Origin of the sequence: Methylobacter sp. (assembly GCF_036845245.1) — a bacterium.
Taxonomy (GTDB): Bacteria; Pseudomonadota; Gammaproteobacteria; order Methylococcales; family Methylomonadaceae; genus Methylobacter_A.
Genome location: NZ_DAIUEH010000010.1, coordinates 50,852 through 67,818 on the forward strand (window position 1 = coordinate 50,852; position 16,967 = coordinate 67,818).

At 48.4% G+C, this 16,967-nt stretch carries 11 protein-coding genes; all 11 read right to left on the minus strand.

Features of this window, described 5'->3' with window-relative positions; all coding sequences use genetic code 11:
* Nucleotides 1-75: 75 nt before the first annotated feature.
* The 11 genes from V7051_RS06355 to V7051_RS06405 all read right to left on the minus strand — a co-directional run bounded on the left by V7051_RS06355 (nucleotide 76) and on the right by V7051_RS06405 (nucleotide 16,855).
* Nucleotides 76-891 (minus strand): formylmethanofuran dehydrogenase subunit C, encoded by an 816-nt coding sequence (locus V7051_RS06355; protein WP_333874097.1) that lies wholly within the window; start codon nucleotides 889-891, stop codon nucleotides 76-78.
* A complete protein-coding gene (gene fhcD, locus V7051_RS06360; RefSeq protein WP_333874098.1) occupies nucleotides 888-1,784 on the minus strand; it encodes a formylmethanofuran--tetrahydromethanopterin N-formyltransferase in 897 nt (298 codons plus the stop codon). Before fhcD ends, V7051_RS06355 begins: the two co-directional genes overlap by 4 nt.
* Nucleotides 1,781-2,077: a DUF1640 domain-containing protein gene (locus V7051_RS06365; RefSeq protein ID WP_333874099.1), complete on the minus strand. Its 297-nt coding sequence runs from the start codon at nucleotides 2,075-2,077 to the stop codon at nucleotides 1,781-1,783. Before V7051_RS06365 ends, fhcD begins: the two co-directional genes overlap by 4 nt.
* Nucleotides 2,078-2,096: 19 nt before the next feature.
* Nucleotides 2,097-3,764: a formylmethanofuran dehydrogenase subunit A gene (locus tag V7051_RS06370; RefSeq protein ID WP_333874100.1), complete on the minus strand. Its 1,668-nt coding sequence runs from the start codon at nucleotides 3,762-3,764 to the stop codon at nucleotides 2,097-2,099.
* A 9-nt stretch (nucleotides 3,765-3,773) separates the two neighbouring features.
* Entirely contained in the window at nucleotides 3,774-5,033 is a 1,260-nt protein-coding gene (locus V7051_RS06375) for a formylmethanofuran dehydrogenase subunit B (RefSeq protein ID WP_333874101.1), read from the minus strand.
* A 116-nt stretch (nucleotides 5,034-5,149) separates the two neighbouring features.
* Nucleotides 5,150-7,024 carry an LTA synthase family protein gene (locus V7051_RS06380; RefSeq protein WP_333874102.1) on the minus strand — a complete coding sequence of 625 codons (1,875 nt, stop codon included), beginning with the start codon at nucleotides 7,022-7,024 and terminating at the stop codon, nucleotides 5,150-5,152.
* Nucleotides 7,025-7,138: 114 nt separating this feature from the next.
* On the minus strand, nucleotides 7,139-9,571 hold the full coding sequence (locus V7051_RS06385) for an acyl-CoA dehydrogenase (RefSeq protein WP_333874103.1): 2,433 nt from the start codon (nucleotides 9,569-9,571) through the stop codon (nucleotides 7,139-7,141).
* A gap of 15 nt (nucleotides 9,572-9,586) precedes the next feature.
* The gene (locus V7051_RS06390; protein ID WP_333874104.1) at nucleotides 9,587-11,950 is read right to left on the minus strand and encodes a 3-hydroxyacyl-CoA dehydrogenase/enoyl-CoA hydratase family protein; all 2,364 of its coding nucleotides are present in this window, start codon (nucleotides 11,948-11,950) and stop codon (nucleotides 9,587-9,589) included.
* Nucleotides 11,950-13,089, minus strand: a complete 1,140-nt coding sequence (locus V7051_RS06395) for a thiolase family protein (RefSeq protein ID WP_333874105.1) — start codon at nucleotides 13,087-13,089, stop codon at nucleotides 11,950-11,952. The genes V7051_RS06390 and V7051_RS06395 overlap by 1 nt, the downstream gene beginning before the upstream one ends.
* Nucleotides 13,090-13,211: 122 nt before the next feature.
* On the minus strand, nucleotides 13,212-15,539 hold the full coding sequence (locus V7051_RS06400; RefSeq protein WP_333874106.1) for an alpha/beta fold hydrolase: 2,328 nt from the start codon (nucleotides 15,537-15,539) through the stop codon (nucleotides 13,212-13,214).
* Between the two features lie 125 nt (nucleotides 15,540-15,664).
* Entirely contained in the window at nucleotides 15,665-16,855 is a 1,191-nt protein-coding gene (locus tag V7051_RS06405) for a cytochrome P450 (RefSeq protein ID WP_333874107.1), read from the minus strand.
* Nucleotides 16,856-16,967 lie beyond the last annotated feature (112 nt).

Sequence of the window (16,967 nt, forward strand, 5' to 3'; positions counted from 1 at the left end):
TATATTGGCGAACCAATAAAAAAGCCTCAGTTTTTATACCGAGGCTTTCGTTTATCCTTAAGCGAATACTATTGATCAGCTTATTTTAACCAAAACTTCACCTCGACCCATTTCCGACATATCGCCGGCATAACGTTGTACTCGGTTAAAGGCCGCCGAGTTATCGGCAAATTTGGAATTAAGCTTTCTGAACGATGCAAACAATATCGGCAAAAACGCCAATGTATGTGCACCGCAATCATTAAATCTTGCCGATGCCTGCGGTTGACTCCACAATAATAACGTACCCCGGCGCATTGCAAAACCCAAGTACCTGCCGGTCTGTCCCATGACGGCTATAGTACCCGCAGTCATTCTGGAACCGCAATAATCACCGGCATTGCCTTCAATCAGGATATTGCCGCGACGCATATGATCACCGGCACGCTCGCCGACATTGCCTTTCACCAGAATGGTGCCGCCTTTCATACCCATTTTATTGCCGGGCAAAGCCGCACCCAAAAAATCTCCGGCATTCCCGTTAATAATCAACAAACCTTTTTTCATTTCGCAGGCCGCATAAAGACCGGCATCACCCGATACTTCGATCTCTCCTGATTTCATGCCCAACGCAAGATAAGCCCCTGCATCACCTTCGATTGTTATACGACCGCCGTCCAGTTCCTTACCGATAAAATCGAGTTTGCCAAAGCTGTTTTTTATCACGATGTTTTGCGCATCGGCACCTGAAATGCTGAATATTTCATCTACCCGGATTTTGCGCTTGCCATTCTGCAAGGTAATCGCTGCGATTTCAGTGAGTTCCAAACTTGCCAGTTTCTGGCAAACCAGTGGCGACATATCCACGCGTTGATCCGGTCTTTGTCGCAACGTAAAGGTTAAAGCACTCATGCCATAATCTCCTGTAAGTGAAAGTGAAACGGCCCCAACTTGCCACCGTAATTACCCGCACTAATGCGTTTGATGCCATTCGCAGAGCCTAAGTCGCACACCGCCTGAATACCGACACGCATGGCTTTATCAATGTCTTCCTTGGTTAAACCGTCTATGACGATTTCCATGACTGATTCGATTTCCGGTGAAAGATCGGTTTTGGTCATGCCTTTTAAAGTCGGGCAGAAGGCGTCATTGGTCGATGCGCCTAAATTCGCATATTTTGAACCGACCTTGGAGCCGGAACGTACCACTCCGCCAGGGAAAGGCATAATCACATTAGGAAACTTACGCATTTCTTCAATCGCCGCTTCACAGGCTGCCAGAGCTTGCGGTTGCGATTCAGCCAATACCAAAAAGTTGCCGCCGCCGACTGCATCGACTTGCCCGGTCGTCGCCTCGGTTAAAAACTCGCCATCCATCACAGGAATACGCCAATAACGCTTACCGTCAATCAGTTTAGCGACCTGAAACCCGTCGCCGAAATAACGCAGGTTTTTACCTAACGCGATGCGCGTACCGCCATCAATGCCGGCAAACAGGGCTGAGGTCGGCGATGTCAATACGCACTGTCCCGCCCTGGTTTCAAGCTGCTTGGCCAAGCCTTTGCCGCCCATCGCAAAAATCATGATAGATACACCGGGACGACCGTCCGGGGTTTCGGATGGATCAAGAACCCGTTCAATCCCAGCTTCACAGCCGCAGGCAATTACCGACGTGGCAAAGCCGGTCATGGCTTGGGCCGAAATCATCGCCCATTTTTCATTTTGTGCAGTGATGATTGCGCGCGTTGCTTTCATCGGGAAAGCTTCTGCAAAGGTTGCGTCTATAGCTACACCGTTAATAATCATATTCCAGCGCTCAGTTTAATTAATAATGCGGCGATCAAGGCCGTTTGTAAAAATCCAGCTCCAACAATCCAGCGAACCAATTCGGCTTTAGTTTCAGCAATTTTTAACTCCAGCTTTAATTCACCCTCTCTAATATCCTGCTTGGTGGCAGACTCGGATAAGTGCAATTCAGATTGAAATTGCTCAAAAGCCAAACTCAGTGCTTCTACTTGCGCCCGCGCTTGCTCCTCGGTTATACCCGACTCTTTCAGCTTACGAATAAACGCATAGGTATCAAAGGCCAATGTTGTCATTATTCAATACCCTTACCCATCATGCCACATCCCCCTTAAGCGGATGCACCGTCAAGCTGCCGCGGCCATCTTCAGTAATCTCATCATCACTGATTTTAAAGTTGCTAAGTTTCATGGTCAGGAACCGATCAAAATATTTCTGCAAATCCTTTTCTACCGACGCATCAAAATCAGGTTTAACGACATGAGTCGTACCCCATTTGGTATGAACGACCTTGCCGTCAACTACCACCAACTCACCGTCTTTAAACACATAATCCGGCTTTTCAAACATCAGCTGCCGGTCGACATTATCGGTATAAACGGTAATATCCGCCCAATTGCCCGCACTCAAGCCGCCGCGATCTTTTAACCCGATTAATCTGGCTGCACCGGCGCGGGTCATGATCGCGATTTCCTGAAAACTGTATTCACGCTCAATTGACGCCAATGTCGTCATTTTTTGCGCTTCAGGATGAATCGTCGCCAGCATATCGTTACGGAAACTTCTATCCATCAGCAAGCGGATTAAATGCGGATAACTGGTAAATGGCGCACCGTTCGGATGATCCGTGGTCAGGAAAATCCTCCAAGGATCATCAACCAGCAGGAAAGTTTCCAAACCAATCGCCCATTGCAACGCATTAACAAAGTTCTGGTCTTTGTATTTGAACGGCACAACGCCACAACCGGCATCACATTCAATATCCATCGTCACCCATTTATTCGGGCTGGCATGCTTATGATTGGCATGTTGACGCATGTTGTCGCCGGACGCGGTTACGGTTTGCCCGAACAGAATCTGCCCAACATCGATAGTGATGTTTTTGTTTTTATTGACGGCTTCGGCAATCTGCGCCGCACCCGATGAGAACTTGAAATCCCCTTCCTTGCCGTAACTATGGAACTGAATATGGGTCAAATGCATTGGCAAGCCGCCTATGCCCTGAATGGTGTCCAGCGTGGTATTCATATTGCCCGGCACGCCCAAATTACAACCATGCACATGCAAAGGATGCGTGATACCCAGCTCCTTAACGGCTGTCGCCAATACGCGCAAAATTTCACGCGGAGTCACACCATAATGAACATTTTGCTCGTCCAGATCCAGTTTGCGCTGATTAAACTTAAACGCATTAATGCCACCGGGATTAACGACTTTAACGCCAATGGCTTTAGCGGCCTGCATGGTGAAAGCAACATAATCGTTAATAGCTTTTTGGTCTTTTTTTGCGGTCAGCATACGCAGCAAATAATCGTCACTGCCCATCAACACATAACCGCCTTTATCCAGGATAGGAATATCGGCCATTTCCATATGCGCCTGACGTGCGTTAATCGGCAACACGGCAGGTTCAAAACCGGCGGTATAGCCCATTTCCGCGTAACGATAACCGGTCACAAAAGTGCTGGGCATCGCATGACCGCAGCCGGAACGGGTAATATCAGTGCGCGTAACTGGATCGGCACGATGATCTTCCGGCAGCAAAGTTCTGGCGATATTGCCTTTACCGCCGCCAATATGCGTATGCATATCGATCGCGCCGGACATTACCACCTTGCCTTTTAAATCGTATTCTTTATCGACTTTAAAATCGCCGACAGGCTTATTGACGATGCGTCCGTCCTGAATGTAAATATCCTGTTTCGCGCCATCAATCCCGCTGGCAGGATCATAAACAGCCCCGCCTGTTAATCTAATCAACATATTATTTACCTACAAAGCTTGTTCAATGGCATTGAGTACGTCAGACGTACTGGGCAGGCCGGATTCGCGTAATTTTTTCAGCCTAATTGCGACTACGTTATCCATACGATAAGCATGACCGACATGGTCAATACCCGGCGTACCGACAGGAATGAACACATCCGGTTCTTTTGCAAATGTCATCCCGGAACGGCCTACGACAATAGTCGGCAAAGCGGTTACCGGCGGTACGGCTTTAGCATTAAATGCCTGAACCCAAACCAACGCATCAGCCTCGCCGTTGCTTAGCAGGAAATTGGCGTCATTCAAATAAGGATCGTATTCAGGAAAACCGCTGGAAAAGCGCGTGCGTGCCGGGTAACCGGTAGTCCATCCGCAAACCTGGTTAGCGGTCTGATCGCCTTCTTTACCGCCTAACGGCAATCCGGAACTGCGGGTATTTTGGTCGTTAATTTCTTTAACCATTTCAGAAATGGTCTGTACCGTCAATTCGGCTTGGCTATAAGCCAATGCCCCGGCCGCCCAAGTTACTACGCTATAGCTTGCCGCTTTTAATTTGTCGGCAATAGCTTGTAAATCAGCTACAGCAATGCCGCCGACTGAATCGACCCGAATCGGGTTGCCTTTAACCAGCGCCCTTAACACGGCAACAACATCGGGCAAATCTTCGTTTGCGCATTCAAAAGCCTGCGCTTTTTGGCCGCTAGGTGAAGTAGAAGCATCACCGGAAGGCGCTTTACCTAAATAGATAATCTCACGCTTGCCGGTATCATCCAGGAACATCGATTCTTCATTCCAAAGATAACGCTCGAAAAAGCGCGGTGAAAAACTTTCCAGGTCGACGCCGACCACCAGCAACAAATCGCAACGGTTTTTTACTTCCGCCAGCGTCGTATTCATCCAGCCGGAATCCTGCAAGGCCAGAAAGTTATTGCGTGCGCCGGTAAAATTCATGTTATCGACCACAGCACCGCTACGGTCCGCCAATGCCAGCAACGCCCGCATCCCGTTGACATCCGTTGCGCAACCGCCGATAACCGGCTGGTTGGTATTTCTTAATAGCGCCGCTGCCTTCGCTACGGCCACATCCAGACTGACATTCTTACCATCTACTCTTGGACTGGTATCGGTAACAGCCTGTTCAAAAGCGGGTGTATTAACCGCACAGCCGTTTTTAACCACCTTCAGCGATACACCGTCAACCTGAATGTTCAGGTCATCCGTGCCGATACCGCAAAAAGGGCTAGGTACTTCAGTTATCTCAGCCATGGGGCCGTCCTTATGTTAGTCACTATAATAAGGTTATTGTGACAGATGACCTCTATTGGTACAACTCTAGGTATCTCCCTAAATCAACTATCTGTTATGTGGCATATGCGTTTATATTAGCGCTGATACTGACTCAAACGATGCGACCAAACATAGTCCGCCGACTGGTAATAAGCCATATTTTCCGTTACCAGCGGGACGGCCGCATCCACATCCAGCGGCTTATGCGCGCCTAAAGGATCATCGACCACATCGACTTTTTGTTGAGGCGACAAATACACCAATTTATTGTCTTTAAACAAGCCCAGCTTCTGGTAATTACTGATCAGCGCCCTACCTTCATCTTTATGCGTCTGCATAATATCGCGCCCGTAAAACTGGCTTTCGTAGCTGCTATTTAAAAACCCAAGCACCGTTGGAGCGACGTCGATCTGGCTAGATAAAACGTCGTTTCTTGCTGCCGGCACATGTTTGGGCGCGTAAATAAACAACGGAATATGATATTCGTCCACAGGTAGCTCGATTTTGCGCGCGCTACCGGCACAGTGGTCTGCAACCATCACGAATATAGTGTTATCAAACCAGGGCTTGGTTTTGGCCTGCTCGATAAATTGGTGTATCGCAAAATCGGTATATTTAACCGCGCCTTGCCGACCGCTGCCTGAAGGAAGATCGATTTTTCCTCCAGGATAAGTGAAGGGACGATGATTACTGGTGGTCATGATCTGAAAGAAAAACGGCTTGTTGTCTTGAAAATCTTTGTCGGCTTCTTTCAGGGTACGCTTAAAAATGATGTCATCGGAAACACCCCAGGCATTAGTAAAGGTCATTTCTTCTTCAGTGAAATCAGTCTGATCAACAATGCGGTAACCGTTACCAGAATAAAACGCGTTCATATTGTCAAAATAACCCCGGCCACCGTATAAGAACGCGGTGTCGTAACCTTTTTGCTGTAAAACCCGGCCAAAGCTGAACAAATTGCCGTTGTCAGGCCGCTTGACGATAGCCTGACCGGGAATAGGCGGAATGGATAAAGTTAAGGACTCAAGCCCCCTGATAGTCCGGGTGCCGGTCGCGTAGAAATTGGTAAACAATAAACCTTGTTTAAACCATTCATCCATGAACGGTGTGATATTCTCTTTATTGCCGAAGGTCGCTAAAAACTCGGCGCTTAAGCTCTCGACGGTAATTAAAACGATATTCAGCCGTTTCTCTTCGCCTGCCGGTTTAACCAGTCGTTTGATGTCATATAAATTATCGGAGCTATTTTCGACGCTCAGCTGTTTTTTGATAACAGAGGATAGCTGCTGATCATCGCCTATCTTGTAAAAACGCCGGTAATCCAGTTCGTTGTTTCGAAATGCAGAAAAAAACTGATAAGGCCCGTTGGCTGCCAACTCATTAAGATAAGTATTGGCTGAAAATTGATACCATGTCGATCCTACCGCAGCGTAACTTATCGCCGGCAGCAACAGTAAAACGCCGGTAATTTTCAGTCGCGACAAAAACGATTCGCTGGCATTAAACGTATCAGATAACGCTTTTCTTACCGACCAAAAACAAATCACGGTAACGACTAAAATAGCCGACAGCAACCAGCCCAAAGGATAGGATTCAATGATATTGTTAACGACCTCGTGTGTATAAATCAGGTAATCAACGGCAATAAAATTAAACCTGACCCCGAACTCATCCCAAAATGTCCATTCCGATAGCTCGATAAAAAACAGGCTATATAAACAAACAATAAATACGCTAATAGCAATGATTTTATGAATTTTACTTTGATAAACACGATTCGGCAGAACCAGCAGATACAAAACGAAAGGGATTACCAAATAACTGAAAAAAGCCAGATCGTGAACCAGCCCTATCAGAAAAGCCAGCGCTATCTGATAAACAGGAGAGTCGATGTCGGCCAGTTGCTTAATCAACAAGGCCATCCTGAGCAATGCAAAGGTAGCTAAATTAATCGATAAAAACAGTAACACGATAGTAAATCGTGACTTTGAAAATAATGCGTTTAAGCCCATGTGTGCTACTTCCCGAAAACAAAATATAAAAGGCGACCAAAGCCGCCTTGAGTGTCGCTGATACATTAATGGCTATTTTACACCACCGTTACTTAATTGCTCAGGGCTAAAATCATCCACGCTAATGGCTGCAAATCGGGCTTTTTCGGCTGACACTATCAACTCGACTTCTTTTTTACTAACAATATTTCTGCTTACCGCCTCATCCAGCACATCAAGGATCGCGCCTTTCGTCAGCTGTTTTTGCTTTTGCGCGGCATGGATTTTGGCTTCCACGGGCGCTGCGGCAAGCACTGCCTGGAAGGCGACTTCAATTCTGCCGGTCGCATCATCGGGCTTTTCGTTAATATAAATACCATGGGTTAAGCGGTCGCGAACCGGAGAATTTTTTAGCAGCAGCGCCGCAGCCTGGTGGATCAAATGATCCGCAGGCGGCGTGTAGGGCTTGCCGCCGGGGAAAAGTGCGGCTCTTAACAGATAAGCCGGAATACGCGAGGGCAAGCTATGAAAAATAGCCAGCAGGGATTGTTGGGCGCGGTGCAGGGTTTGTTGACAGGCCCAATGCAATAGCGGCAAATCGTCTCCGGGACTGCCCTGATCCTGATAATTTTTAAGTACGCAGGAGCATAAATAAAGGTTACTCAGTACATCGGCAAAACGCCCGGAGATTCTTTCCTTGCGTTTAAGCGAACCTCCCAACGTCAGCAACGCAAAATCCGTAACCAGCGCAAAACCAACACTGAGTCTGGCAATCTGCCGGAAATAACCTTGGGTATTTTGATCGCCGGGCACATTAATAAAGCGGGCATTGCTTAATCCCAGCCAGAAACCGGCAGCCAGATTGTGCAGCATGGAACCGATATGCTCAAACAGCACTTCATCAAACTGCTGCAAAGCCAATCCGGGATTGTCCTGGCTTAAAGCGGCCATTTCCTTTTGAATGTAAGGATGGCACCGCACCGCACCCTGGCCGAAAATCATCATGGTACGGGTCAGGATATTGGCGCCTTCGACGGTAATGCTGACAGGAATCACCTGGTACATTCGCCCGAGATAATTTTTAGGCCCCAGACAAATCCCGGAACCGCCTTGTATGTCCATCGCGTCGTTAATGACCCGACGCATTCTTTCGGTGAGTTCGTATTTGATGATAGCGGAAATAACCGACGGCTTTTGCCCGTCGTCCAGCGCGGCGGCAGTCACCTTGCGCGCGGCATCGATAATATAGGTTTGACCGGCTATGCGTGACAGCGGCTCTTCGATGCCTTCAAACTCGCCGATCGGCAGATTGAATTGTTTGCGGATACGGGCATAAGCGCCGGTATTGCGGCTGGCCATTTTCGACGCGCCGGTGCTGAGCGCAGGCAAGGACACCGCCCTGCCGGTAGCAAGGCATTGCATCAGCATCTTCCAGCCATTGCCGACCTGCCCGACGCCGCCGATGATCCAGTCCATCGGGATAAACACGTCTTTGCCCCAGTTCGGGCCGTTCTGGAACGCCGAATCCAGCGGGAAGTGACGTGTACCGATAGAAACACCGGCGGTATCGGTAGGAATCAGCGCGACGGTAATGCCGATGTTTTCCTTGTCGCCGATCAGGTGTTCCGGGTCGTAAAGCTTGAATGCCAAGCCCAACACCGTGGCGACCGGGCCTAAAGTGATATAGCGTTTTTCCCAGTTCAGGCGTATGCCCAGCACCTGATCCCTGCCGTCGAATTTGCCGTAACAGACCACTCCGGTATCGGGCATTGCCCCGGCATCGCTGCCTGCATGGGGGCCGGTCAGCGCAAACGCGGGGATTTCTTCGCCTTTTGCCAGACGCGGCAGGTAATGATTTTTCTGCTGCTCGGTGCCGTAAGCCAGCAGTAATTTGGCCGGGCCTAATGAATTGGGCACCATGACGGTGACCGCCGCGGTGGTACTGCGGCTGGAAATTTTCATCACCACTTCGGAATGCGCGTACTCGCCAAACTCTAGGCCGCCGTAGTGTTTCGGAATAATCATGCCGCAGAATTTTTGCCGCTTGATAAAGTCCCAAACTTCAACCGGCAAATCAAAGCGGTTACGGGTAATGTCCCAATCATCCAGCATGCTGCATAACGTCTCTACCGGACCGTCGATAAATGCCTGTTCTTCGGCGCTCAGTTTAGCCGGCGGTAAATCCAACAAGACACTCCAATCGGGATTACCGGAAAACAGCTCGGCATCCCACCAGGTATTGCCTGCTTCCAACGCTTCGCGTTCGGTTTGCGACATTGGAGGCAGCATCGGTTTCATGATCCTGAAAACCATGCTGCTGAATAATAGTTTGCGGATAGCCGGAAAATTAAACGGGATAAAAACAACGTCGAAAATAACCCAAAGCAGGAATACGAGAATGCCATCCCCAAGTGTCAGGGAATAAAGCCCTAACCATCCGGCCACAACCAGTGTGGTGAAATGAATGGACGCCCTGATATAAGCCAGCACGCCTAGGATAATGAGTAATGCGATCAACCAGATCATGGGAAGCTCCTTAAATCAATTACGCAATGGCTTACCTGTTTTTAAAAGATGCTCCAGCCTTGCCAAAGTGCCCGGCTGCTGAACCAAATGCAAAAACGCATTCAACTCCAGATTTAATAAATCATCTTCGGTCAGCTGCTCGGTGATGTCGCACAGGCCACCGCTGAGCACGTCTGCCAGTTGCTGCGAAATTTCCACGTCATAATCTGTTATCTTGCCGGCCAGCTTTAAGTTGTGGATCGCGACATCCATTGCTGCCCTGGCACTAGCGCCGGACAGCTGAAAACTGGCGGGTTCAGGCGGCGTATAAGCTCGCGCCAGCAGCAATGCTTTGGCTTTGGCATCAGCCAATAAGCGGTCTTTATTCATGGTAATGCTGTCAGTGCTGGATAAAAACAGCATCTCCTTGGCTTCCGCCGCCGATTTGGACACCTTTGCCATGCCGATCGTTTCAAAAGCCTGGGCGATAGCAGGCATCGAGCCGCCGGGTCGTCTCGAAAATCCCAGCCAGCGGTGCAAATATTCCTTGCAGCCGCCCCAACCCGGAACCAATCCAACGCCCACCTCGACCAGACCGATATACAGTTCTGCATGGGCCTGAATCGCGTCGCAATGTAACAATATTTCGCAGCCGCCGCCCAAAGCCAGACCGGAAGGCGCGCCAACTACCGGGAACGGTGCATACTTCAGGGACAGATAGGTCTGTTGCCCCCGCTTGATCAATTGTTCAACCGCAGGCCAATCTTGGCTATGGATAGCCTGCACCAGTAAGGTTAAATTAGCCCCGGCCGAAAAGTTGTCGGCATCGTTATGAATGACCAACGCAGAAAAATCGGATTTGACCTTTTCGACGCTTTGCCGAACCATCTCTAGGCTATCCATATCCAGCGTATTCATTTTGCTGTGAAACTCCAGGCAGGCAACGCCGTCGCCAATATTCCAGAGACTGGCCGACGGGTTTTCCAGCACGGCCGGAGCCGACAATTTAATATCGGATAACAGCAATAAGCCGCCGGTTCGGCGGACGGGCTGATAATTACCGGTTAAATCGACAAACAAACGCCTGCCTGAATCCACTCGATACAGGCTCTGGCGATTAACCAGCAACGGCGGCACTTCACGGTTTTCTGCGAGCAATCGGTCAACGAACCAATCCACCCCGATACGATCCAGCAGTTCGAACGGGCCGTATTTCCAGTTATAACCCAGGCGCATCGCGGTATCGACAGAAACAATGTCATCGGCAATCTCGGGAATCAGCCCGGCGCTATAAACCAGCGTATTGGACAGCACCTGCCAAGCAAACCGGCAACTCATATCATCACCGGACAAAAATGCCCTAGCAGTATCAGCTCCCTGCGTTGCTCTACCTCCTGCATCCATGCCGCCGAGCTCATCCTGCGTCTTGGGCAATTCCGGCAAGTCGAATTTTTCGCTATGCTGATAACTGCCGGTTTGCAGGTTAATGGATTCTTTAACGCGTTTTCCATTCACCTCATTCAAGCGATAAAAACCCCCTTTGCCTTTTCTACCGGTATAACCGTCGGCTATCATCGCTTGAACCAATGGCGGAATAATGTTGACCTGATGAAACGCATCTTCTTTGGCTAAGGCCAGTTTCATGCTGCCCAGAACATGAGGAATCAGGTCGAGTCCGACCAAATCCAGCAGACCGAAGATGCCGGTTTTGGGTATACCGAACGGTGTAGACATCGCCGCGTCAGCCTGTTCGACAGTTAATCCCAGTTTAATCGCTTCCAGCAAGCCCAATTGAAGCCAGTAAATACCGATGCGGTTGCCAATAAATCCCGGCGTATCTTTACAGGTAACGCTGTCTTTACCCAGATAAATGTCGGCAAACCGGCTTGCCGCATCAACCAGTTCCGGCCGGGTCTCGACGCATGAAACCAGTTCCAGCAGCCGCATATAGCGGGGCGGATTAAAAAAATGGGTGATCATAAAGCGCTGTTTAAAACTGTCCGGCATATCCCGGGTCAGCAGCTTCAAGGGCAATGTCGAGGTATTCGATGAAATCAGGGTGTCGGGGCGACAGATGCTATCCAGTTTCCGGTAAAGTTCCTGCTTGATGACCGGATTTTCAATCACGGCTTCAATGACCCAGTCAACCTCTTTCAACCAGTCCAGATGGTCTTCAATGTTGCCTGGCGTAACTAAACGGGCATAGTTCTTATGCATAAATGCTGCGGGTTCGGCTTTGAGTAACTTGGCAATCGCCGATTCGGCAATACTATTCCGGTTATCGCTATCTTTAGGAACAACATCCAGCAAGAAAACAGGAATTCCGGCATTGGCAATATGGGCGGCAATACCGGCGCCCATGACCCCGGCGCCAATCACCGCAACTTTTTTAATGTCCATTAGATAGCCTCCAAAATAGTCGCTATGCCTTGGCCGCCGCCAATGCATTGGGTGGCGAGAGCGAACTGCTTATTTTCCCGTTTCAGCAGGCTGGCGGCTTTGCCGGTAATTCTGGCGCCTGATGCGCCCAGCGGATGGCCTAGAGCAATCGCGCCACCGTCCAGATTCAGCTTTTCCGAAGAGAGGGGTAAGTCATGAAGTACTGCCAAGGATTGCGCGGCAAAGGCTTCGTTCAGCTCGACTATATCGATGTCCTGCAAAGTCAAACCGGCCCGCTTCAAGGCTTTTTGGCTGGCGCTGACCGGCCCGATGCCCATGATTTCAGGTTCACAACCGGACACTGCAATGGCCTTGATACGGGCCAGTTTTTCCAAACCGTGTTCATCTGCGTATGCCTCGCTGCATACCAGCACCGCGGCAGCGCCATCGGTTAACGGCGAAGAAGTTCCGGCCGTCACGCTGCCGTTTTTAACAAAGGCCGGTTGCAATTCGGATAATCCCTGAAGCGTTGAATCCGCCCTGATACAGCCGTCATATTGAACGGTTTCGCCGTCAGCTCGCTTAATGGGAATAATTTCAGCGGCGAACAATCCGTTTTGCCGGGCCGCTCCCGCTTTTTGCTGGCTGGCTAATGCAAAAGCGTCTTGGGCCAGACGGTCGATATGATATTGCAAGGCCAGGTTTTCCGCGGTCTCGCCCATGCCGATATAGGCTTGAGGATAAGATTTATAAAGGTCAGGATTGGGCAGGTAGTTAAAGCCGCCCATCGGCACCCGGCTCATCGATTCAACACCGGCGCAGATAAATACTTTACCGGCATTCATTTGAATCGCTCCTGCCGCATTATGTATGGCCTGCATTGAGGAGCCGCAGAAGCGGTTAATGGTGGTGCCTGCTACGGTAACAGGCAGCTCGGCAAGATGAACGACTAAACGCGCCAAATTCATGCCTTGTTCGCCTTCCGGGAAGGCGCAACCTAAAATTAAATCCTCAATATCCGACGGGACAACACCGGTATCATTAATTAAACTCCTGATGACCTGTGCGACAAGATCATCCGGCCTGACTTTAGCCAGTTGGCCTTTTTGCGCCGGAGTAAAAGGCGATCTGCAATATCCTGCAATCACTACGTTTTTCATTTTATTGCCTCCTATCTATTTGTTTTAAATAACGAAAGCATCGCCAGGAAGATACGAAGCAAAAAGCCAAGGTAGAAACTTCGTGTTCTTCATGCCTTCATGAGGAAATAAAAATATTAAAACTACATTTTTATTTCATTGTCGGCAGTTAATTCATTCAAAAAATCGTCCATCACCCCCCAGGCACCGTCGATATTTTCCATTAAAATACCGTGGCGATGGGATTTAACGGCATGCATCCGCTTATGTTCGGAACCCAGTTTATCCATAATGATCGGCGCTCCTTTGGCAGAAACGATAGGATCCTCGTCACCATACATAATCAGTACAGGCAGGCTAATCTGCGGCAAAAAGTCATCAAACTGCGCAATCAACAGCCTCAGTTCATAAAGCGCCCTGACCGGCGTATTGCGGTAGTTAATATTGGGATGTTCCGGTTCATTATCAATAAAAGGCTTTACGCCTTCATTGGCCGAAACCCAATCGACCAGCTTGTTGGTACCATGCAGCAACGGCACCAGCATAAAAGCGGGATTGACGAATTTTAGCGGCACCGAAGCTGCGATAACGCCGATCATTTCAGGATAGTGTTCAGAGGCCAGTTTTAATGCCAATGCGCCGCCGGTGGAAAAACCCACAACAAAGATACGCGAACAATGCACTTTGAGGATATTGAACCCTCGTTGCACGCAACCGTACCAATCCTCCCAACTCTGATCGCGTAATGCATAAGGCGACGTGCCGTGGCCTTTTAGCCGGATACCCAATACCGTGTAACCCTGTTTAACCAAGTATTCGCCATAAGCTCTCAATTCAGCGGGACTGGCGAGCAGCCCGTGAACCAGCAAAACGCCGAAGCCATTGGCAAGTTCCCCTTCGTCACGGTTCAGAACAGGCGGCTGGATGAAAAAAGGCGTGGGGTCGGCGACAGCGACTTCTTCATTGTTGATGTCGGCAAATAATGGTTTTGAATAAGCCTGCTTCTCCCATGCCAAGCTCCGGCATTCATCTTCAAAATGCCAGGCGGCCAGCTTGTTTTTATCGGCATTGCCGCATTCGGCTATAGCCTCGATCAGCGTATCGCAAACGATATGCAATGGGGCAGCTTCATTGTTGTAAACGGCTATCGGGTTTTCCAGGCGGATACTGTCGAAATCGGATTCAATACAAAGCTTGGGCAAAAACCGGTAACAGTTTTCATTTTCGCTGATCAAACCGGCTTCTTTTGCCACGCAGATGAAATATTCGAAACGCTTGTTAGTGGCCTTAAACAGGTCGCTATAATCATCGGGATTGAGCAGGCTTCGGTGCAGATGAATGGCGGTGCTGGTTTGCAGGCTCTTGATAGCGATATATAAGATACGATAAAACTTGTCTTTTTCGATATCCGTCTTCCCCTGCCCGATGTAATGCATAATCAGCGTTGACGCCAGATGGCTTAAATTGACAGTGACATTGGCGTAAATTCCATGCATGTATCGATCGCGTGACGTTTGGGCGTTTTTTGTAAAGTACGTTCCTAATAAACGTTGCCGCCAATTTTGAGGCCTGGAATTCAGCACAAACACGTCGTCTATCGTATTAATTTCCGGGGCAATGTCATTGACCAAATATCGGGTACGCCAGTCCCAGACGGTACAAGGATTAATCGGGGCACCCATGCGTATATCCATGTCGGTATTTTTCAACATGATATTGCCTTCAATCAGCAATTCTTCGGATTGGCGCAAACTCAGGCCGTCAGAAAATAATTCAACGCTTTTAAACAGCAGGTTTTCAGAGGAGCGAATCGGATAAAAAGTAATATTGGCGGGAACCATCAGCGTCGGTTTATTCGCAACGGCTATCAGCTGATCGACGCTATCGATTTGCAAGACATCTTTCCACTGCCGAAGCAGCGCAGCATCGTTTTGACTATGGGCGTGGCGGATAGCCGCTTTAAAGGTTTCCAAGCCCTGAGCCAGCACAGCAGGCCCGGTATGCAATTTGCGCCGGTTGCCGGTGATACGGGAATAAATACTGTAATGACCGCGCTTGTCGATAACCCGCCGGTCTTTTACCATGCCGCCTTCAGGAAAAATAATGACTTTACGGCCGCGTAAAATTTGCCCGGCGAGTAACGGAAACAGCCGCTCATGATCATGAGGAAAAACGCCGACATGTTTTAAGTACCGGGACAGTACATTATCTTCCTTAAAGAATTCTCCTGAGGCAATTGCGCAGCTGTAAGCCCCGGTTTTCTCGTAAATAAGAAACTGCGGTATGAACGTTTCGAACCGGGAAAAGTGATTGAACAAGAAGATGTCGCCTTCCAAAACAACCTGAGGATCGGCATGCAGATCAAGCCGGACGCTCAGCATGTTTTTGACGGCATTAAACAGCTTGACCGATCTATTGTAGAGCTTGGTATCTATATCGGGCCAATCATCGGGATAAGGTGTTTTATTCATGCCACCTTCTTGTTTAAGGGTAGAAGTCTAAGAAATCATCCTTGTGCCAAATTCACGTTTTTCAATATGGGTTACTCTATAAACCAGCCCGATAATACTCCTTAGCTATCGTAGAAGATATTTTTCTACCATCTTGCGGGTAAAGATTCCAGGCTTCTAACTACCCAAGTCTGTTCCCACTTTAACTGATCTACATTATCGATAGTCAAATTCGGCAATCGGCGGAATAATATTTCCACCGCGACTTCTAACTCTATGGTTCCCAACTTTGCTCCTAAGCAATAATGACCACCATAGCCAAAAGAGAGTAACTTTTTAACAGTCGTCGGCCTCTCAATCCAGAAACGATCAGGATCGATAAACACTTCTGGATCATGATTTGCCGAATCAAGAGCAAGATAGACCGCATCTCCAGCCGCAATCTGAACACCATTAAATTCGAACGATTCTATAGCGGTACGAAAGGTAAGTGGCGCCGAAGAGCTAAAACGCAAACCTTCCTCTACGGCTTTGGATAGAAGCTCTGGTTTAGTGATTAGCAATTCCCTTTGATCAGGATAAAGAAACAACAAACGTAAAGTGTTGCATAATGCGTTGGCGGTAGTTCCGTACCCAGCCACAAACAGTATGATAAGATTGGAAATAATATCATCCTCGCTTAAACGCTCTCCATCTTCCTCGGCTGACAGTAATTGTGAAACCAGATCGTTACCCGGTTTTTCGCGTCTTTGCTTACAAATTTTGCTAAAAAAATCTTCCAATCGTAATGCTCCAGCATTGGCAACATCGAGCTCTTCAGCAGTAAGCAGATCAGATTCAGCAGGCCTCAGAAGAAGTTTAGTTTCCGCCAAAAAATCAAGATTCTGTTCAAGCTCGATATTAAGCATATTGCAAATAACTTGCACAGGTAACGGACAAGCAAAAACATTCATTAAATCGGCTTGTCCGTAATCTATCCATTTATCTACCAACTGCTCCGCGCTTTTTTGAACCAGAGCACGAACCTCAGTTATTTTACTGGCATTAAGTGCTTTGACGATCAGCTTACGTCGAAGAGGTGAATCCATTGATGCCCAGAACTTATTATGAATACGAAAAACAGGTTCATCACTCATATCTCGGCCATAACGTTGATTAAACATAGAAGGTATGTCTTTGTTTAAAAGAGGACTCTTCAATAAGTCTTCGACATCGTAGTAACGCGTTATTAACCAAGCCCCAGGCTCTAATTGATAGACTGGAGCTTCTTCTCTCAATCTGGCATAAACCGGATAAGGATTCGCTATAAATTCGGGAGATTGAAAGTCTATTTGCATAATTTAAGATCTCTTAATTAATGGGTATTTTTCGATGTGATAAAGGATCAATCGCGTTGTCTGCAAATACTGAAAATAGCAGCGGTTAATTTTTATGTCAGCTTTTGCAGCA

Excerpts from the sequence above, each read along its gene's own strand:
- V7051_RS06355 (WP_333874097.1), bottom strand. The coding sequence starts at position 891 with ATGAGTGCTTTAACCTTTACGTTGCGACAAAGACCGGATCAACGCGTG.
- fhcD (WP_333874098.1), bottom strand. The coding sequence starts at position 1,784 with ATGATTATTAACGGTGTAGCTATAGACGCAACCTTTGCAGAAGCTTTC.
- V7051_RS06365 (WP_333874099.1), bottom strand. The coding sequence starts at position 2,077 with ATGACAACATTGGCCTTTGATACCTATGCGTTTATTCGTAAGCTGAAA.
- V7051_RS06370 (WP_333874100.1), bottom strand. The coding sequence starts at position 3,764 with ATGTTGATTAGATTAACAGGCGGGGCTGTTTATGATCCTGCCAGCGGG.
- V7051_RS06375 (WP_333874101.1), bottom strand. The coding sequence starts at position 5,033 with ATGGCTGAGATAACTGAAGTACCTAGCCCTTTTTGCGGTATCGGCACG.
- V7051_RS06385 (WP_333874103.1), bottom strand. The coding sequence starts at position 9,571 with ATGATCTGGTTGATCGCATTACTCATTATCCTAGGCGTGCTGGCTTAT.
- V7051_RS06390 (WP_333874104.1), bottom strand. The coding sequence starts at position 11,950 with ATGGACATTAAAAAAGTTGCGGTGATTGGCGCCGGGGTCATGGGCGCC.
- V7051_RS06395 (WP_333874105.1), bottom strand. The coding sequence starts at position 13,089 with ATGAAAAACGTAGTGATTGCAGGATATTGCAGATCGCCTTTTACTCCG.
- V7051_RS06400 (WP_333874106.1), bottom strand. The coding sequence starts at position 15,539 with ATGAATAAAACACCTTATCCCGATGATTGGCCCGATATAGATACCAAG.
- V7051_RS06405 (WP_333874107.1), bottom strand. The coding sequence starts at position 16,855 with ATGCAAATAGACTTTCAATCTCCCGAATTTATAGCGAATCCTTATCCG.